This window comes from Pseudomonas sp. H1_D05 (genome assembly GCF_054682705.1).
In genome coordinates, this window is record NZ_CP162825.1 from 302,713 (window position 1) to 321,277 (window position 18,565).

General features: G+C 57.7%; 17 protein-coding genes and 4 pseudogenes. 10 read left to right on the top strand and 11 right to left on the bottom strand.

The annotated features are described in order from the left end of the window. Positions 1-93: 93 nt before the first annotated feature. The 4 genes from AB4O11_RS01445 (at position 94) to AB4O11_RS01460 (ending at position 3,411) form a co-directional block, all read left to right on the top strand. Positions 94-534 (top strand): PACE efflux transporter, encoded by a 441-nt coding sequence (locus AB4O11_RS01445; RefSeq protein WP_034153370.1) that lies wholly within the window; start codon positions 94-96, stop codon positions 532-534. A gap of 125 nt (positions 535-659) precedes the next feature. Then, positions 660-2,084: an MFS transporter gene (locus tag AB4O11_RS01450; RefSeq protein WP_460091987.1), complete on the top strand. Its 1,425-nt coding sequence runs from the start codon at positions 660-662 to the stop codon at positions 2,082-2,084. Between the two features lie 153 nt (positions 2,085-2,237). After that, complete coding sequence (locus tag AB4O11_RS01455; protein ID WP_460091989.1) at positions 2,238-2,783, top strand: hypothetical protein; 546 nt, start codon at positions 2,238-2,240, stop codon at positions 2,781-2,783. Between the two features lie 199 nt (positions 2,784-2,982). After that, positions 2,983-3,411, top strand: coding sequence for a hypothetical protein (locus tag AB4O11_RS01460; protein WP_460091991.1), 429 nt, complete (start codon positions 2,983-2,985; stop codon positions 3,409-3,411). Positions 3,412-3,477: 66 nt separating this feature from the next. Here the strand turns inward: AB4O11_RS01460 and AB4O11_RS01465 are convergent, their stop codons facing one another. From AB4O11_RS01465 to AB4O11_RS01475, 3 genes and pseudogenes are all read right to left on the bottom strand, one after another. Further along, on the bottom strand, positions 3,478-4,017 hold the full coding sequence (locus AB4O11_RS01465) for a methyl-accepting chemotaxis protein (RefSeq protein WP_225919999.1): 540 nt from the start codon (positions 4,015-4,017) through the stop codon (positions 3,478-3,480). A gap of 51 nt (positions 4,018-4,068) precedes the next feature. Then, positions 4,069-4,797: pseudogene (locus AB4O11_RS01470) on the bottom strand (PAS domain-containing protein); the annotation flags it as partial. A gap of 547 nt (positions 4,798-5,344) precedes the next feature. Then, a pseudogene (locus tag AB4O11_RS01475) lies at positions 5,345-5,536 on the bottom strand (fatty acid desaturase); the annotation flags it as partial. 325 nt (positions 5,537-5,861) lie between these two features. On the opposite strand from AB4O11_RS01475, the gene AB4O11_RS01480 reads away from it, so the two are divergent. Then, the gene (locus tag AB4O11_RS01480; RefSeq protein WP_460091992.1) at positions 5,862-6,281 is read left to right on the top strand and encodes a GNAT family N-acetyltransferase; all 420 of its coding nucleotides are present in this window, start codon (positions 5,862-5,864) and stop codon (positions 6,279-6,281) included. Positions 6,282-6,407: 126 nt separating this feature from the next. Here the strand turns inward: AB4O11_RS01480 and def are convergent, their stop codons facing one another. The 3 genes and pseudogenes from def to AB4O11_RS01495 all read right to left on the bottom strand — a co-directional run bounded on the left by def (position 6,408) and on the right by AB4O11_RS01495 (position 8,257). After that, positions 6,408-6,947 carry a peptide deformylase gene (gene def, locus AB4O11_RS01485; RefSeq protein WP_093430454.1) on the bottom strand — a complete coding sequence of 180 codons (540 nt, stop codon included), beginning with the start codon at positions 6,945-6,947 and terminating at the stop codon, positions 6,408-6,410. 2 nt (positions 6,948-6,949) lie between these two features. Further along, positions 6,950-7,901: pseudogene (locus AB4O11_RS01490) on the bottom strand (YihY/virulence factor BrkB family protein). 164 nt (positions 7,902-8,065) lie between these two features. After that, positions 8,066-8,257, bottom strand: coding sequence for a CsbD family protein (locus AB4O11_RS01495; RefSeq protein ID WP_027612573.1), 192 nt, complete (start codon positions 8,255-8,257; stop codon positions 8,066-8,068). A gap of 197 nt (positions 8,258-8,454) precedes the next feature. Here AB4O11_RS01495 and AB4O11_RS01500 point away from each other — a divergent pair, with 197 nt between their 5' ends. Continuing rightward, on the top strand, positions 8,455-8,832 hold the full coding sequence (locus AB4O11_RS01500) for a hypothetical protein (RefSeq protein ID WP_007917843.1): 378 nt from the start codon (positions 8,455-8,457) through the stop codon (positions 8,830-8,832). Positions 8,833-9,378: 546 nt separating this feature from the next. Here AB4O11_RS01500 and fadD1 read toward each other — a convergent pair. Then, entirely contained in the window at positions 9,379-11,076 is a 1,698-nt protein-coding gene (fadD1, locus tag AB4O11_RS01505; protein ID WP_093430456.1) for a long-chain-fatty-acid--CoA ligase FadD1, read from the bottom strand. A 348-nt stretch (positions 11,077-11,424) separates the two neighbouring features. Then, positions 11,425-13,114: pseudogene (gene fadD2 / locus AB4O11_RS01510) on the bottom strand (long-chain-fatty-acid--CoA ligase FadD2). Positions 13,115-13,313: 199 nt separating this feature from the next. Between fadD2 and AB4O11_RS01515 the strand changes: the two are divergent. Together AB4O11_RS01515 and AB4O11_RS01520 are read left to right on the top strand one after the other, a co-directional pair. Next, positions 13,314-14,258 carry an alpha/beta hydrolase gene (locus tag AB4O11_RS01515; RefSeq protein WP_093430458.1) on the top strand — a complete coding sequence of 315 codons (945 nt, stop codon included), beginning with the start codon at positions 13,314-13,316 and terminating at the stop codon, positions 14,256-14,258. 42 nt (positions 14,259-14,300) lie between these two features. After that, entirely contained in the window at positions 14,301-14,771 is a 471-nt protein-coding gene (locus tag AB4O11_RS01520) for a MaoC family dehydratase (RefSeq protein WP_003227420.1), read from the top strand. Positions 14,772-15,032: 261 nt separating this feature from the next. Here AB4O11_RS01520 and AB4O11_RS01525 read toward each other — a convergent pair whose 3' ends face one another. Beyond that, entirely contained in the window at positions 15,033-15,500 is a 468-nt protein-coding gene (locus tag AB4O11_RS01525; RefSeq protein ID WP_016983691.1) for a ferritin-like domain-containing protein, read from the bottom strand. A gap of 205 nt (positions 15,501-15,705) precedes the next feature. Here AB4O11_RS01525 and AB4O11_RS01530 point away from each other — a divergent pair, with 205 nt between their 5' ends. Together AB4O11_RS01530 and AB4O11_RS01535 are read left to right on the top strand one after the other, a co-directional pair. Next, entirely contained in the window at positions 15,706-15,942 is a 237-nt protein-coding gene (locus AB4O11_RS01530) for a DUF3820 family protein (protein ID WP_003227425.1), read from the top strand. A gap of 29 nt (positions 15,943-15,971) precedes the next feature. Further along, entirely contained in the window at positions 15,972-17,153 is a 1,182-nt protein-coding gene (locus AB4O11_RS01535; RefSeq protein ID WP_093430459.1) for an aminotransferase class V-fold PLP-dependent enzyme, read from the top strand. Here the strand turns inward: AB4O11_RS01535 and AB4O11_RS01540 are convergent. Both AB4O11_RS01540 and AB4O11_RS01545 read right to left on the bottom strand, forming a co-directional pair. Beyond that, a complete protein-coding gene (locus tag AB4O11_RS01540) occupies positions 17,150-17,725 on the bottom strand; it encodes a peptidase associated/transthyretin-like domain-containing protein (RefSeq protein ID WP_099756992.1) in 576 nt (191 codons plus the stop codon). The two genes, AB4O11_RS01535 and AB4O11_RS01540, sit on opposite strands and share 4 nt — an antisense overlap. A 171-nt stretch (positions 17,726-17,896) precedes the next feature. After that, positions 17,897-18,562 (bottom strand): bifunctional 4-hydroxy-2-oxoglutarate aldolase/2-dehydro-3-deoxy-phosphogluconate aldolase, encoded by a 666-nt coding sequence (locus AB4O11_RS01545; protein ID WP_008082815.1) that lies wholly within the window; start codon positions 18,560-18,562, stop codon positions 17,897-17,899. Positions 18,563-18,565: the final 3 nt, after the last annotated feature.

Below are 18,565 nucleotides of genomic sequence, written 5' to 3' on the forward strand. Positions count from 1 at the left end.
TACTGACTTTTTCTGTCAGCTCTATTGAAGCTATCTTTTGCCGCCTTCGCCAGTCCCGCTGGCCAACAAACGGCAAGAAAGAGGCAACTCCCCATGCAAGGCGTCAAACGCAAACTGGTCTATGTGTCGCTCTATGAAGTGATCGGCATGACCTTCTCCGCCCTCGGCCTGGCGTTGTTGTCCGGCACTTCACCGGGCAGCACCGGGCCACTGGCGGTGATCATCACCACCATCGCCGTGACCTGGAACTTCATTTACACCTCGTTGTTCGAGCACTGGGAAAGCCGCCAGCAATCGCGCACGCGCACAGTGAAACGCCGTATCGCTCATGCGGTGGGCTTTCAACTGACGCTGATCGTGTTTCTGATTCCATTGATCGCGTGGTGGATGAACATCAGTCTGGTGCAGGCGTTTCTATTGGATCTGGCGCTGATCATTTTCATCCCCTGCTACACGTTTGCCTTCAATTGGCTGTTTGACCGGATTTTCGGGCTGCCAGCCTCGGCGCTACCGGATTCGGCGGCTGCGGCATAAATCGTTAATTCGTAAGCAGATATTGCGAGAATTCAGCGGTTTATCTGTTTAATCCGCCGATATTCACAATCCGTGAACTCCGATAGCAGGCTAAGCTTTTCCATCAATAAAAAATGGACCAGCCCATGACTGCACACGCCCCCGCCACCGCGCAAAGCGACGGCATCGACCCGATCCGCGCCGCTCAGGTGTCCGCCCGCATCGATCGCCTTCCGGCGGTCGCGACGATCTGGCGGCTGGTGGCGCTGCTGTCGATCGGTGGATTTTTCGAACTCTACGACCTGTTCCAGACCGCTTACATCAGCCCCGGGCTGATCCGCGACGGGATCTTTGCCACTGGCAATCAGGGCGTGTTCGGTTTCTCTGATCAAGCGGCGTTTGCCTCGGCAACGTTTCTCGGCCTGTTCCTCGGCGCCAGTCTGCTCAGCCCATTGGCGGATCGTTTCGGCCGCCGTGCGATCTTCACCTTCGCCCTGGTCTGGTACACGGCGGCGACGGTGTTGATGGGGATTCAGAGTTCGGCGCTGGGTATCATCTGCATGCGCTTTCTGGTTGGCATTGGCCTGGGCATCGAGCTGGTCACCATTGATGCTTACCTCTCGGAACTGGTGCCGAAACGCATGCGCAGTTCAGCCTTTGCCTTCGCGTTTTTCGTGCAGTTCCTGTCGGTGCCGGCGGTGGCATTGATGTCGTGGTGGCTGGTGCCGCAAGCGCCGTTCGGTGTCTCCGGCTGGCGCTGGGTGGTGCTGGCCAGCGCGGTGTTTGCGCTGTTTATCTGGTGGCTGCGCAAACGGCTGCCGGAATCGCCGCGCTGGCTCGCGCAGCATGGCCGCTTTGAGGAAGCCAACCGGATTCTCGACCACATTGAAACCCGTTGCCAGAAGGACTACGGCAAACCGCTGGACGCCCCCGAAGCCGTGCCCGTCGACGTCGAAGGCAAGGGCCGTTTTGCCGATATCTGGCAGCCGCCGTATCGTCGCCGCGCGTTGATGCTGATCGTCTTCCACATCTTCCAGGCAATCGGTTTCTTCGGTTTCGGCAACTGGCTGCCGGCGCTGCTGTCCGGTCAGGGCGTCAGCGTCACTCACAGTTTGATGTACGCCTTCATCATCACCCTCGCCTACCCGCTCGGGCCGCTGCTGTTCGTCAAGTTCGCCAACCGCTTCGAGAACAAATGGCAGATCGTCGGTTCGGCCCTCGGCGCGATGACCTTCGGCACCTTGTTCGCCCTGCAGACCAGCGCATTCGGGCTGATCTTCTGCGGGGTGATGATCACTTTCTGCAACGCCTGGCTGAGTTTCAGCTATCACTCGTACCAGAGCGAATTGTTCCCGACCAACATCCGCGCGCGCGCCGTGGGTTTCTGTTATTCGTTCAGTCGCTTGTCGACAGTGTTCAGCAGCTTGTTGATCGGCTTGTTTCTCGACAATTTCGGTACGCCGGGGGTATTGGCGTTTATCGTCAGCAGCATGCTGATCGTGATGCTGACCATCGGCTGGTTCGGCCCGCGCACGCGCAATCTGGCGCTGGAAAACATCGCTCATCGCTGATGGACAACGGTCATCCTCTGCCGCTTATCGGCAAGGGATGACCGCCACGAATACCTGACTGATGATCAAGCTGTTGAAATAAAAGGATTTATTCAAAAGGCACGGTAATTGCTCCGATACGCGAGTCAGCAATTACCTACAGGTCTACACGTCATGTTGATCAGTGCCAAACAACAGCAAATCATTCACCTGCCCAAAGCGTTGAATGACGATGCGACGTCCATCGCCGCAGCCGGTCTGCAAGGTGGTCTGCACGGCGCAATGCTGCAAACCCTGCAAAACCAGCCCCAGGCGCAAACCGCCGAAGCCACTGCCAAGGTGCAGGACTCGGCCACACAGATCGCCACCCAGCAAGTCAGCGAAGCCACACGCATCAGCGATAACGTCGACGAAGCGTTCGCCAAGACCCGCGTGAACCTGCAATCGACCGACGCCACCACAGCCTCGGCGGCATCCGCCACTGACGAGTTCAAGGACTACATGAGCAAGACGCCGGAACAGCGTCTGCGCGACAGTATCCTGCAGTCCATGGGGCTGACCGAAGACGACATCAAAGCCATGCCGCCGGAGAAACAACTGGCCATCGGCAAAGAGATCGCCGAGCGCTTGCAGGACAAAATGAAGTTGGCGCAGGCGGAAAAAGACAACGATGTGAAGGACAGCGACAAGCAGGCGGGCAAGTTTCTCGCTGCGCTCTAAGTTTCATAACATTGAAAGAAGGCCCCACGAGGGCCTTTTTTTCCGTTTGGGGCTTTGCGCCTTTCATCGGTTAACCGGTAATCAGCCCCTTTACCTGTAATTTCTGACAGTAGACAGCGGATTCTGCTTGCCGAAGTATGACCTCGAGCGCGTCCTAGCGTCGACGTGCTCCCACCTACTATCGACAAGGAAGAAAGTCATGACCAATAAAATGAAAAATGCAGCTATCAACGCCAGCGGACACTTTGCCCTATACGTGAATGAGAACGGCAATGGCGAAGTGCTGGTTGCTACCAGCCGGCTCGTAATGGATTTAAGTTCTGACCATTCATACATAGCCGGGTGGGCGAGTGAAGTCCTCACCGCTCAGGGGATTGATATCTATATCGCTAAAAAAATCGAGGCAAACAAGACTTACGCCTTCGAAAAAGGAGCCGTCGGTGGCAACTACAACCCGAAAAACTTTCAGGGTGCTTCCTGGGATTCAATTTCTGAGGGCGGTTCGGTCACAATCGATGAAGTAGATTTGGTTAATGGCACCGTAAAGGGCAGTTTCAAGTTCACCGCCAGATCGCTGGACAACAGCCAATTCGCAGACGTCCGTGGAAACTTCAATTTGCGAAAATAGGTCGTCTGTCTTCTTGATGCCTACAGATAACAGCCCCTCATTTCGAAGGGCTGTTATTTGGCATCTTCAATTCAACTGCAACGTCTCATTGAACTGACTGATAGCATCCACCACATGCCGCGATCCCTGCTGAATCTCCAGAATTACCTCCCCCGCTTCATTCGCCAGCTCCACACCTAGCCCGGTGCGGCTCAGGCTCGACTGCATACTCGACACCGCACTCAGCGACAGGTCATGGTTCTTGCGCACTACCTCGACAATTTCCAAGGTAGCCTGACTGGTTCGCGCCGCCAGGCTGCGCACTTCATCCGCAACGACGGCAAACCCGCGTCCATGTTCACCGGCTCGCGCCGCTTCGATGGCGGCATTGAGCGCCAGCAAGTTGGTCTGGTCGGCAATGCCGCGAATGGTCTGGACGATGGTGCCGATGATGTCCGATTGCTTGCTCACCGCATCGATACTCGCCGCCGCTTCGTTGAGGTCGCGGGAGATGTCCTGAATGATCTGCACGGTTTGCTGCACGACCTGTGAGCCTTTTTGCGCGCAGGCGTCGTTTTGTACCGAGGTGCTGTGGGCCGATTCGGCAGCGTTCTGCAACGTGGTCATCTGATGGGTGATGTCGCTGGCGAACTTGACCACTTTGTACAAGCGGCCTTTGGCATCGAATAACGGGTTGTACGAGGCTTCGAGATAAACCATCTGCCCCGACTTGTTCTTGCGCTCGAAACGGTGCGAGTGATATTCGCCGCGGTTGAGCGAGGCCCAGAATGCCTTGTACTGCGAGGACTCGGCTTCGGCGCGATGGCAGAACAGGCTGTGATGATGGCCGACGATTTCGTTGAGCGAGTACTGCATGGTCTTGAGGAAGTTGTCGTTGGCGGCGATGACATTGCCTTCCGGAGTGAACTCGATCACCGCCATGGAGCGGCTGATCGCTGCCAGCATGCTTTCTTCTTCATGTTCTTTATTAACCCGAGCGGTGATGTCGGCGGCCACTTTGATCACGCTCTGGACCTGTTTGTCCGGGCCATATACCGGCATGTAACTGGCTTCGAGCCAGACTTCCCTGCCGGCCTTGTTCAAGCGCAGGAAAGTGCCGCTGATCGGCTCACCGCGCGCCAGGTCACGCCACAATTTGGCGTACTCCTCGCTGCGATAGAAAGCCTCTTCACAAAACACCCGATGATGTTTGCCACGCACTTCATCGGCGCTGTAGCCCATGGTCTTGCAGAAGTTTTCATTGGCATCGAGAACGATGCCGTCAGGGCTGAACTCGATCATGGCCATCGAACGGCTGATCGCGGCCAACTTGGCATTGGCCTCGGTCAGGGCGCAGCTGAAGCGCTCGATTTCCTGCAGGTCAGCCTTGTGATGTAGGTTGAACATGGTTGTATCACCTTCCGCGCGGACTTTTGATTTGATGAAAGTTCAGTTCTTTCACGATCCACCACTACGTTCCACAGAACAGGCACACGCATTCCTCCACGGGAGGAAGTTGTCAGGTGATAAATGATGATCAATCGGAGCGTCCATGCAGCGACGCTCTAATCAAGACATCCTTCTCTTGATAGCCCGCACGCGGGCCAGCCCTAACGCGTTGAAGAACTTCCATGTAAGCGACGCTCCTTGTTGGTTCAGTGTCGGTGCCTTGGGTTGCGCACTCTGGCAGCATGAATTCACGGACTAACCCTGCATTTCAGCCAAGTTTTGACATGACGGTCGACATAGTTAGTTACAGATAGCATAGCCAGCACGAAGTCTTGCGCAAGGCCACTAGTCGGCCAGTATCTGGCACTTTTTGCACAAGAATCGGTTCAGCACGAGGAGAAATGCTGCCGGAGCGGACGCTTTCGCGAGCAAGCTCGCTCCCACATTGGAATGCGTTTCTCCTGTGGGAGCGAGCCTGCTCGCGAAGGCAAAAGGTGCAGCACTACAAAAACAACAGCGGAATCAGCACCAAGGTGCTCAAGGCACGGCCCAGCCAGTGACTATTGAGAACAATGGCATACCAACCGCCATAGACGCCAATCAGCAACAGCCAGGTCGGCCACTCGGTACGGGCGGTGAAACGTTGGCGCAGGGTTTCGACCTGCTGACGATGGGCGGCGTCGAAGTAATGGGGCATGGCGTTGCTCGGAACGGGGATCGTCCCCTTCTGTGCAACGACGCAGTGCAATCTTGCAGATTATTTTCGGATGCAGGCAGGAGCCCGAGAACCGGGCTCCCGAAAGGCGTGATCAGTGACCGAAGATGTCGACTTTCTTGGCTTTCTTCTCCGCGCGTTTTTCAATCGCGGTCTTGGCCGGTTTCTTCTTCGCGGCTTTCTTTGAATCCATACCTTTGGACATGATGCGTACTCCACTCACAGGGGATGTGAGGTCAGGTATACACCTATCCAGAGCCGTGCGTTCTTTTATAATCGGCGCTTTTCACGCCGACAGTCCGATCCCATGCCCGACACCCAATACAGCCTGCTCGACGAGTCGTTATGGCCGTTGATGAACAAGTTTTACCGCAGCCACCAGTCCTCGATGAAAGCGGTTCGCGAGGCACAGTTATGGGTGGCGCGGCGCGGAGAGATTGTGGGCGCGTTGTGCTTGCGGCCAGTGTCCGGCGGGCATTGGTTGACCGGGTTGTTCGTTGATCCGGGGTGTCGTGAACAGGGCGTTGCCGCAAAGCTGATTGCAGCGGCGGTGCAGGATGTGAGCGAGCCGGTGTGGCTGTTCTGCCATCCGGATTTGCGCGGTTTTTATGAGCGACGCGGGTTCACGTTCGACCCGGCCCTGCCCCAGGCGATGGCGGAGCGCTTGAGCCGGTATGCGCGGAGCAAGCCGATGATTGCGATGGAGCTGGCCCCCTCACGATCCTGATGTGCAATGCAAAACCTGTTGGAGCGAGCTTGCTCGCGAAGGCGGAGTGTCAGTCAATGAAGACGTCACTGATCTACCGCATTCGCGAGCAAGCTCGCTCCCACAAGGGATGTGGTGTTTGCAGGATCAATCGTCAGCTGTGGGATCAAGATCAGGGAACATCACTTCGGTAAAACCGAACTTGCTGAAATCGGTGATCCGCGACGGGTACAACCGGCCGATCAGGTGATCGCATTCGTGCTGCACAACGCGGGCGTGGAAACCTGACGCGATACGCACAATCGGCTCGCCCTTCGGATCAAACCCTTCATAGCGAATCTGCTGATAACGATCCACCGCACCACGCAAACCCGGCACCGACAGACACCCTTCGAAGCCCTCCTCCATCAACGGACTCAACGGCGTGATCAGCGGATTGATCAGGATCGTCTGCGGCACCGCTTCAGCGTCCGGGTAACGTTCGCTGTGTTCGAAACCAAAGATCACCAGTTGCAGATCGACACCGATCTGCGGCGCCGCCAGGCCAACGCCACCGACGCTTTCCATGGTCTGGAACATATCGTCGATCAGTTGCCACAGCTCGGGGCTGTCGAACATCTCGACCGGCACGGGCGGGGCAATGCGCAGCAGGCGCTCGTCGCCCATTTTCAGAATTTCACGGATCATGATCAGACTTCGTCAGTGTCCGGCTTGAGCGAATGATCGCGGCCCAGTGCCCGAGACGTGTTGTTTGGGATGTTCATCGAGTTCGCCGGGGACTTTCTCACCCGCATCCTTGCCCTCGCTGGACATGTGCTCGATCACCGCATTCATCTCGGCGCCGAGCAACAGCACCGCAGCGGAAATGTAGAAGTACAGCAACAGCACGATGATCGCCCCGATGCTGCCATACATCGCGTTGTAGTTGGCGAAGGTCTTCACGTAGAAGGCGAAACCCAACGAGGCGATGATCCACACCACCACGGCCAATACCGAACCGGGGGTGATGAAGCGGAATTCCTGTTTGACGTCAGGCATGACGTAGTAGATCAGTGCCACCGCGACCATCATCAGAATCACGATCACCGGCCAACGCGCGATGGTCCACACGGTGACGATGAAGTCTTCCAGCCCCACCTGCGCGGCGATCCAGCCCATCACCTGCGGCCCGAGCACCATCAGCGCGGCGGCCACCAGGAGCATGCCGGCAATGCCGACGGTGTAGACAATCGACAGTGGAAAACGCTTCCAGATCGGTCGGCCTTCGACCACGTCATACGCGGCGTTCATCGCGCTCATCATCAAGCGCACGCCAGCGGAGGCGGTGTACAGGGCGATAACAATACCGACGGAAAGCAGGCCACCCTTGGACTGCTGCAACTGGTCGATCACCGGGTTGACCTGCTCCAGCGCCTGCGGTGGCAGGACCAGTTCCGATTGCAGGCGCAGCCAGGAGAAAAAGTCCGGCAGGTGCAGGAAACCGATCAGGGCGATCAGGAACAGAATGAACGGGAACAGCGAGAACAGCATCTGGTAGGCCAGTGCCGAGGCATAGGTCGACATCTCGTCGTCGACGAATTCAGTGACCGTGCGCACCATCACCCGGTGCAGGGGCAGACCTTTCATGTCCGGAAAAATCATTCGCGTCTCCTTTCGCCGCAATACAGGTTGAAGTCGTGGCGACTCAGGGGCCGTTTTTTACATCACGGTAGCCTGTTTGGCGAACCTCGTCGGGTTGCTGCAGGCTTTTGACACAAAAACGGCCATCCTTGGATGGCCGTTCATGTATTTCGTTCAAGGCTGAATTACGCCTTGTCGACACCTTTCTTGATGGCGTCCTTGGCTTTACCGACCGCTTGCTGGGCCTCGCCTTTTTTCTCTTGCAGTTTGCCTTCGGCTTGCAGCTTGGTGTTGTCGGTGGCTTTACCGACGCCTTGCTTGACGTTGCCGACCGCTTCATTAGCCATGCCTTTTACTTTATCGCCTGTGCTACTCATGGTGTTTCTCCTTGGTGCATTAAGAGGGAAAAGTCAGTACGTAATGATTGACTGGCCGGATTTGCGCCAAGTTTCATTTATTTTCAGCGGCTCATTTCGTCGCGGCGTGCAGGTTGGGCTTTATGTTTGCGTGCGTAGCCCCGAGAATGCGCAACATATGGGCGTCAAGCGCCAGGAACCGATCCCGCAGGAATGTTATGAAACTCGATAAAACGCAGGCCATTGCCCGTCGCAACAAGGAACTGGGCGGCGCCGTGCTCGGCACCAACAACTGCCACTTCGCCGAACTGAACCGTAACCGCAACATCTGGTGGTTCGACCTGCCGGTGTCGCGTCTGGCCATCGGTCAGTACGAGTGGATTCACCTGCTGATGCACACACCGGCCACTGACGAATTGCTGCACCTGAAAGTGCCGACAGTGTTTCTGCGTGAAAAGCTGGAGGGGCTGGTGATTCGCAACGAAGGCAAGCGCAAGGCGGCGTTGAGCCTGGAACTGAGTGCGGACAAGGATTCGTATCTGCAGGACATGCGTCCGGCGGGGACTAACGTGAATTTCGCGCCGTTTCGTCAGTAGGATTTGTGCAGCCCCCCTTCCCCTCACCCTAGCCCTCTCCCAAGGGAGAGGGAACTGACCGAGGTGTCTGGATGAGCTGCACCGACCTGAGATATCGAGTCGAACTCAGGTTCTGAACAGCATGAAGATCTGCTCCCTTACCCATTGGGAGAGGGAACTGACCGAGGTGTCTGGATGAGCTGCACCGACCTGAGATATCGAGTCGAACTCAGGTTCTGAACAGCATGAAGATCTGCTCCCTTACCCATTGGGAGAGGGAACTGACCGAGGTGTCTGGATGAGCTGCACCGACCTGAGATATCGAGTCGAATTCGGGTTCTGAACAGCGTGAAGATCTGCTCCCTTTCTCCTTGGGCGACGGACTGACCGAGGTGTCTGGACGAGGTACGCCCGACTTGAGATATCGAGTCGAACTCAGGTTCTGAACAGCCCCCGTTCGGCTCCCTCTCCCTCGGGAGAGGGCTGGGGTGAGGGGTAGGCTCAACGCGAAATCCAAGCCCTGCCCCGCACCCAACAAAAAGCCCCGCATCTGCGGGGCTTGGTGTTTTAGGCGGCGGACCTGGCCTTGATTTTCTTCAGCTCTTCATCACGCAACTCGCGGCGCAGGATCTTGCCGACGTTGGTGGTCGGCAACGCATCGCGGAACTCCACCGAACGCGGCACCTTGTAACCCGTGACGTTGGCGCGCATGTGCTCCATCACGGTTTCCTTGGTCAGCGTGACACCCGGTTTGGCGACGATGAAAATCTTGATAGCCTCGCCCGACTTCTCGTCCGGCACGCCGATGGCCGCGCACTGCAACACACCCGGCAGGGTCGCCAGCACGTCTTCCAGTTCGTTCGGGTAGACGTTGAAACCGGAGACCAGAATCATGTCTTTCTTGCGATCAACGATGCGCATGTAGCCGTCCGGCTGGATCAGCGCGATGTCACCGGTCTTCAGCCAGCCTTCGCTGTCGAGCATTTCATCGGTGGCTTCCTGACGCTGCCAGTAACCCTTCATCACTTGCGGGCCCTTGACGCACAGTTCGCCGATTTCACCCAGCGGCTGCTCGACACCGGCATCATCGATGACTTTGCACAGGGTCGATGGCACCGGAATACCGATGGTGCCGATCTGGATGTTCTGGATCGGGTTGACCGTGGCCACCGGGCTGGTTTCGGTCATGCCGTAACCTTCGCAGATGGCGCAACCGGTGACCGCTTTCCAGCGCTCGGCAGCGGCCAGTTGCAAGGCCATGCCGCCGGACAACGTAACTTTCAGCGCCGAGAAATCCAGCTTGCGGAAACCTTCGTTGTTGCACAGCGCGACGAACAGCGTGTTGAGGCCGACGAAACCGCTGAACTTCCACTTCGACAGTTCCTTGACCATCGCCGGCAGGTCGCGCGGGTTGCTGATGAGGATGTTGTGGTTGCCGATCAGCATCATCGCCATGCAATGAAAGGTGAACGCATAGATGTGGTACAGCGGTAGCGGCGTGATCAGGATCTCGCAACCTTCGTTGAGGTTGGAACCCATCAGCGCCTTGCACTGCAGCATGTTGGCGACGAGGTTGCGATGGGTCAGCATCGCGCCTTTGGCCACGCCGGTGGTGCCGCCGGTGTATTGCAGCACCGCAACGTCGCCGCTGTCGGGATTGGCTTCGGCCACCGGTTGGCCCTGGCCCTTGCTCAGCACGTCGTTGAACTTGACGGCTTTTGGCAAGTGATAGGCCGGGACCATTTTCTTCACGTACTTGATGACACTGTTGATCAGCAGGCGCTTGATCGGTGGCAGCAGGTCGGCGACTTCAGTGACGATGACGTGTTTGACGCCGGTTTTCGGCACCACGGTTTCAGCCAGATGCGCCATGTTCGCCAGGCAAACAAGGGCTTTGGCGCCGGAGTCGTTGAATTGGTGTTCCATTTCCCGCGCGGTGTACAGCGGGTTGGTGTTAACCACGATCAGCCCGGCGCGAATCGCACCGAAGACGGCCACCGGGTACTGCAGAACGTTGGGCAGTTGCACGGCGATTCGATCGCCGGGCTGCAAATCGGTATGCTGTTGCAGATACGCGGCAAACGCACCGGACAATTCGTACAATTCACCGTAAGTGATTGTCTTGCCCAGGTTGCTGAAAGCCGGTTTGTTGGCGAAGCGTTGGCAGGATTGCTTCAACACTGCCTGAATGTTCGGATACTCGTCCGGATTGATGTCGGCAGCAATTCCAGCCGGGTATTTATCCTTCCAAAAGTCTTCGATCATGGAAGCCCACTCCTCAGCAACGCGAATTCTTCACCGCATTTGATGCGATTATTATTGGTGTGTGTTTGGTATTGGTGAATCTGGCTTTTATACAGGCCGAGAAGTCACAAAGCGCGCCGAGAGTAGCAGCTTTGCCAAGGGTCGACTAGAGCCAAAAGCGGCCCCTACAGTCATTATCATGACTCAAGACTACCTAGCAGTCATTTTAGAGCAAAAATCCTAGAACACCTTTGAAGCCCCGGTTTTCGGGGACTTAAAGCAAAAGATCGCAGCCTTCGGCAGGCTCCTACAGGAAATGCATTCCAAGGTAGGAGCTGCCGAAGGCTGCGATCTTTGTGTTTTTGACTTTTACGCGATATCGCGCAACTCACGCCGCAGAATTTTCCCGACAGGCGTCATCGGCAATGACTCACGCAACACAATGTGTTTCGGCACTTTGTACGCGGTGAAATTCTCTTTGCAGTAGGCCTTGAGCTCTTCGAGGCTGACCCCGGTTTCCCGCGCCACCACAAACAGCTTCACCGCCTCGCCCGAACGCTCGTCCGGTACGCCGATCACCGCGCAGTTGGCCACTTTCGGATGGGCCATGACCACATCTTCGATTTCATTCGGATAAACGTTGAAACCGGAGACGATGATCATGTCCTTCTTGCGATCGACGATGCGCACGAAACCGTCCGGATCGATCACCGCGATGTCACCGGACTTGAACCAGCCCTCGGCATCCAGCACTTCAGCAGTGGCTTCAGGCTTGTGCCAATAACCTTTCATGATCTGCGGGCCCTTGATGCACAACTCGCCGCGCTCGCCCATCGGCTGTTCGACACCGTCATCGTTGATGACTTTGAGCAACGTGCCCGGCACCGGCAAGCCGACCGTGCCCAGCCGCGACTGGTCGCCGTACGGGTTGGTGCAGGCCACTGGTGAGGTTTCGGTCAGGCCGTAACCCTCGGTGATGCGGCAACCGGTCATCTGTTCCCAGCGCTCGGCGGTGGCTTTGACCAGCGCGGTACCGCCGGAGTTGGTGAGTTTCAGGCTGGAGAAATCGAGGGTCTTGAAATCCGGGTGATCCATCAGCGCCACGAACAAGGTGTTCAGGCCCAACAGCGCGGAGAAGCGCCAGTTCTTCAGCTCCTTGATGAAGCCGGCAATATCGCGCGGGTTGGTGATCAGCACGTTGTGGTTGCCGGAAACCATCATGCACATGCAGTTCGCGGTGAAGGCATAGATGTGATACAGCGGCAGCGGCGCGATCATCACTTCCTGGCCTTCGCGCAGCAGCGGCTGGCCGTCCGGGCCGAGCTGCGCCAGGCAGGCGCGCACTTGCTGCATGTTCGCCACCAGATTGCCATGGGTGAGCATCGCACCTTTCGCCAGCCCGGTGGTGCCACCGGTGTATTGCAGCACGGCGATGTCGTCGAGGCTGACCTTCAGCGGCTTGATCCCCAGTGCCGCGCCCCATGCGCAGTGCGCTCTTGAAGGAGATCGCCTGCGGCAACGAATACGCCGGGACCATTTTCTTCACTTTGCTGACCACGGTGTTGACCAGCCAGCCCTTGGCGGTGGGCATCAGGTCGCCCATCTTCGCTTCGATCAGGTACTGAATGTCGGTATCGGCCAGCACTTCCTGGACCTTCTGGCCGAACATGTTCAGGTACACCAGCGCCCGCGCGCCGGAATCCTTGAACTGGTGGCGCATCTCCCGTGCGGTATACAGCGGGTTGGTGTTGACCACGATCAGCCCGGCACGCAGTGCACCGAACACGGCAATCGGGTAATGCAGGATGTTGGGCATCTGCACGGCGATGCGATCGCCCGGAACCAGATCGGTATGCGCCTGCAGGTAACCGGCGAAGGCGGCGCTCTGCCGCTCAAGTTCAGCGTAAGTCAGGGTGATCCCCATATTGCTGAACGCCGGGCGATCAGCGAACTTCTTGCAGGAACGCTCGAACACCTCGATCACCGACTTGAACTCACCCATGTCGATGTCCAGCGGTACGCCGGCCGGGCGCTTGTCGTTCCAGAAATCAGGTTGCATTGTTCTTGTCCTCTTTACCTGAGCCGATCCGGGCCGCTTTCTGTCATTTCTGAAAAAGCGGAGCTTCACGGACACTAGCAGTTATGGCCATTGAGGCAAATATGGCCAAAGCCGTCATTGATCGTGTGAATCTTCCTGCCGTGGCGTGGGCTGATCAGACGCGCTATACAATGATCCGACTTTGAGCAAAGGAATCGCCATGATCCACGACACCCTATGGCTGGACGCGAGTGACCGCAGCCGCCTGTTCGTCAATCAATGGCTGCCGGCGGCGCCGTTGAAAGCGGTAATCCTGCTGGCCCATGGCATGGCCGAACACAGCGGCCGCTACGCGCGACTGGCCGACACGTTTTGCGACAAAGGATATGGCGTGTACGCGCCGGATTTGCGCGGACATGGCAAAACCGCCAATCACGGTACCCTCGGCCACTTCGCCGATAACGACGGCTGGTGCAAAGTGCTCGGCGATCTGGCCAGCCTCAATCAGCACATCGGCCAGCAGCACCCCGGCGTGCCGATCATCCTGCTGGGACACAGCATGGGCAGCTATATCGCCCAAGGTTATTTGCTGCATCACAGCGCCAGCCTGCATGGAGCGATTCTCAGTGGTTCCAACTTTCAGCCCGTTGCGCTGTACCGCGCTGCGCGGCAGATCGCTCGCCTGGAAAAACTGCGTCAGGGTGGCAAGGGTCGCAGTGCGCTGATCGAGTGGCTGTCGTTCGGCTCGTTCAATAACAAGTTCAAACCGGCGCGCACACCGTTCGACTGGCTGAGCCGCGACCCGGCCGAGGTCGACCTGTACGCCAACGACCCACTGTGTGGCTTTCGCTGCACCAATCAACTGTGGATCGACCTGCTCGGCGGCTTGCAGCAGATCAGCAAAGCGTCCAATCTCGCGCAGATCGACCCGGGCCTGCCACTGCTGGTAATCGGCGGCGAATGTGATCCGGTGAGTGAAGGCAAGCGTCTGACAGATCTGGCCAATGCCTTGCGCACCGCCGGCAGCCAGCACCTGCAACTGAAGATCTACCCGCAGGCACGACACGAATTGTTCAACGAAACCAACCGCGACGAAGTGATCGCTGATGTGCTGGCCTGGATCGATCAGGCCTTGAGCCATCCGCGCCCTCATCGCAGCGAATAATTTTTTGTGGATTCACTGAATCCGTCACAGGAATCGAGACCGATGACCCAGGTTACCAACATCCCTTACGAAGCCCTCGAAGTCGGCCAGACCGCCAGCTACAGCAAGACCGTCGAAGAGCGCGACATCCAGCTGTTCGCCGCGATGTCGGGCGACCACAACCCGGTGCACTTGGACGCCGAGTTCGCTGCCGCCAGCATGTTCAAGGAGCGTATCGCTCACGGCATGTTCAGCGGTGCGTTGATCAGTGCTGCCGTTGCCTGTGAATTGCCTGGGCCGGGCACTATTTATATCGGTCAGCAGATGAGCTTTCAGAAACCGGTGAAGATCGGTGACACGCTGACCGTGCGCCTGGAAATTCTCGAGAAGCTGCCGAAGTTTCGCGTGCGCATTGCCACTCGTGTGTTCAACCAGCGTGATGAGCTGGTGGTGGATGGCGAGGCTGAGATTCTGGCGCCGCGTAAGCAGCAGACCGTAACACTGCCAACACTGCCGGCGATCAGCATTGGCTGATTGATTGGTGGGGTGTCAGGAAAAGCTTTTCCCCCTCACCCCAGCCCTCTCCCCCAAGGGGGCGAGGGGGAAAGGGAGCCGATCTCCGTGGTTTTCAGATCTTGAGTTCGACTGGATATTTCAGGTCGGCGTACCTCGAAAGAACACCACGATCCCTCTCCCTCCGGGAGAGGGCTAGGGTGAGGGGCTCTTGCTTTGGCTTTCCCCCAGACATAAAAAAACGCCAGACTAGCTGGCGTTTTTTTTACAACCGGCAAACGCTTACGAACGAGCGCGAGCCTGGTTACGCAGGGCTTTCACCTGGTCGTGGTTGCGTTGTACGCCGTGGTATTGGCGTTCAACCAGATCACGAATACCCACCAGATTATGCTTGCTGATTTTCTCGAGGGCTTCTTTGTAAGCCTTCAGCGCATGGTCTTCACCGCGCTCTGCTTCGTTCAGTACAGCCTCTTCGTCTTTGCCGGTGAACATGGCTTTGACGTCGACCCAGCGACGGTGCAGGTCACCGCTGACGCTGGTGGAAGTTTCCGGATCGCCGCCCAGCTTGCGAACTTCGGCTTGCAGTTCTGCTGCAGCGGTGGCGCAATCAGCGGAGCGAGTTACAAACAGGGTTTTCAGTTCTGGGTGCTTGATGTCTTCAGCGCAAGTCTTGAACCCTTCCTGACCGTCCTTGCTGGTTTCAATCAGGTCATTGAGTACAGAGATGGCTTCTTTATTCATGTCGGTCATTTTTCAATTCCTTGCGATTGGTTGAAGATGCAAGGGATATTGCAGTGTGCATGCCAGCTTTTTTATTTTTAAAAAACACTTATAAATCAGCCAGTTAAAGATAAGTGAACTATCTGTATCACGGTTATTTGCATGATCTGTCATTTGGCCTGCATGCAGAATGCCTGTATTTTCCAAGCTGATTTGAAGCCAGACGATCTCACTGATGAATCCCGAAAAACTCGAACTGCTGATCACCCGCGAAATGCCCTTCGGTAAATACAAAGGCCGGATCATTGCCGACCTGCCAGGCCCGTACCTGAACTGGTTCGCCCGCGAAGGTTTCCCGCACGGCGAACTCGGTGGCCTGCTCGCGCTGATGCAGGAGATCGACCATAACGGCCTCTCGGACCTGCTCGAACCGCTGCGCGCCAAACACGGCAAACCTGCCCCGCGCCACTGAAGCGCCCTCCTCTCTAGAGTCAGCCGACCATGCCCGATAACACCCGCCGCGCCCGTGACGAAGCCTTTTGGCGAACGTTCGCCGATCGCTACGACGTTCAACCCGGTCCCGTGAACCTGGAAAACGGTTATTTCGGGCGCATGTCGCGCACGGTGATCGAGGAATACCAGCGCAACATCGAGCTGATCAACACCAGCAACTCGGTGTACGTGCGCCAGCGTTTCGAGCAGCACGACAACCTCGATATCCGCGCACAACTGGCCGAGTTGATTGGCGTGCGTGCGCAGAGTGTGGCGTTCACCCGCAATGCCACCGAAGGTCTGCAGTCGCTGATTCGCAACTACAACCGCTTGCAACCGGGCGATCAGGTGCTGATCAGCGATCTGGAATACGACACGGTCAAAGGCGCCATGCGCTGGCTCGCCAGGCAGCGCGGCGCCGAGGTGATCGAGATTGCTCACGCGCACCCGGCGAGCTACGACAGCCTGGTGGAGACTTACCGCGAAGCCTTCGTCGGTCATCCGCAAATCAAGCTGATGGCCCTGACTCACGTCACTCACCGCACCGGTCTGGTCATGCCAGTGCAAGCCATCGCCGCGCTGGCCAAAGAGCATGGCGTCGATGTCATCCTCGACGGCGCCCATGCACTCGGTCAGATCGAGTTCGATCTTGATGCCCTCGGCATCGCTTTCGCCGGATACAACCTGCACAAATGGATCGGCGCACCGCTCACCCTCGGCTTCCTCTATATCGCGCCACACCGCCTGGCCGACATTGATCCGGACATGGGTGAAATGCATTACCCGGGCAATGACATCCGTGCGCGCACTTCGTACAGCACGCCCAACATTCCGGCGCTGATGACTTTGCCGCTGGTGTTCGAAGAGCACCGTTCCCTCGGCGGCGCACCAGCCAAGGGCGCTCGCCTCAATTATCTGCGCAACCTCTGGGTCAGCGCGGTGCGGCACTTGCCGGGCATCGAAGTGATGACGCCAGACGACCCTCGGCTGTATTGCGGCATCACATCCATGCGCTTCACTCGGCACGACGATCAACAGGCGATGGCCGAACATCTGCTCAACGACTACAACCTGTTCACCGTGGTGCGCCATGGCGCAGCCAGCGGGCCGAGCATCCGCATTACACCGGGGCTGACCACCACCGCTGCCGACATGCAGTTACTGGTGCGGGCGCTGAACGAGCTGCGCTAAAACACCGTGATCAGGTATTTGTCATAGCCCGCCACGCCGATCTGCGATGACAGTGCAAAGGTGTCGACGCCGATCGTCAGGTTGCCGAAGTAGCCGTCCTCCGGGCCATCGTCTGTGATCGGCCGCAACGCCAGCCGAACGGCATCGTTATCAGTGGCTGTGCAATTGCAGGCACAGGGCAGATGCAGGCGCCCCGCCCAGGCCTCTTGGTACAGCTGCGGCTGTTGATCGTCATTGGCGATGGCGACGCTCAGAGCGATGCATGAAAAGGCAGTTTGCCGATCCGGGTAAAGGCTGGTGAAACGAACGATGCCTTTACTGTCGGTCGACTGACTGCCGCACAGTGTGTCGGTGCCAATGTGCTGCTCGATGCGGACCACGGCGCCACTGACCGGCTCGCCGGTCATGGCATCGACCAGGGCCAGCCGCAATAGAAGAGGCAAGCCTTCGATGCCCGCGCTGATGTTGCGCACCTTGCCCTGGCTGTTGTGCCAATCGAAACTGCCAACCACGGGCAACTGCCGCGGGTGCAGAGCGTTGACTGATAAAGCTAAAGATTGATGGTCGTCCATGAGGCGTTCTCTCTTCCGTAAGATGAACGCAGATTAGCGCCACGCAAACGCGGCTGTGCGGTAACTATGTATCGCGTGATGTCCTGACACTTTCTTCAAGGCAAAAAAAACGGTGCACCGACCAAGCGCACCGTAAAGCCGTAGAACACACAACGAAGTGTCTGGTAACAATCAGTCCAGCAGCGCCAGTGCTTCGGCGGTGCATTCCTGAATACGGGCCCAGTCGCCGTTCTTGATCCACTCCGGATCCAGCATCCAGCTACCGCCCACGCACATGACGTTTTTCAGCGCCATGTAGCTCTTGATGTTGGCCGGGCCGACGCCGCCAGTCGGGCAGAATTTCACTTCGCCGAACGGACCGCCGAGGGCTTTGATTGCCGCCACGCCACCGCTGACTTCAGCCGGGAACAGCTTGAAGCGGCGATAACCCAGACCGTAGCCTTCCATGATGCCGGAGGCGTTGCTGATGCCCGGCAACAGCGGAATCGGGCTGTCGACACTGGCTTCGAGCAGGTCACGGGTGATGCCCGGGGTGACGATGAACTGCGAGCCAGCGGCTTCGGCAGCCGCGAGCATGTTGCGATCGAGCACGGTGCCGGCACCGGTCATCAATTCCGGACGCTGGTCGCGCAGGATCTGGATGGCCTTGAGGCCAAACTGCGAACGCAGGGTCACTTCCAGCGCGGTGAGGCCACCGGCAGCCAGAGCGTCAGCCAGTGGCAGCACGTCCTGTTCGCGAGCGATGGTGATCACCGGCAGGATCCGCGCCTTGGCGCAGAGGCTGTCGATCAGGGCAACTTTGTCCGCCATGGAAACGGTCGGGGATGGGGTTGTCATAGC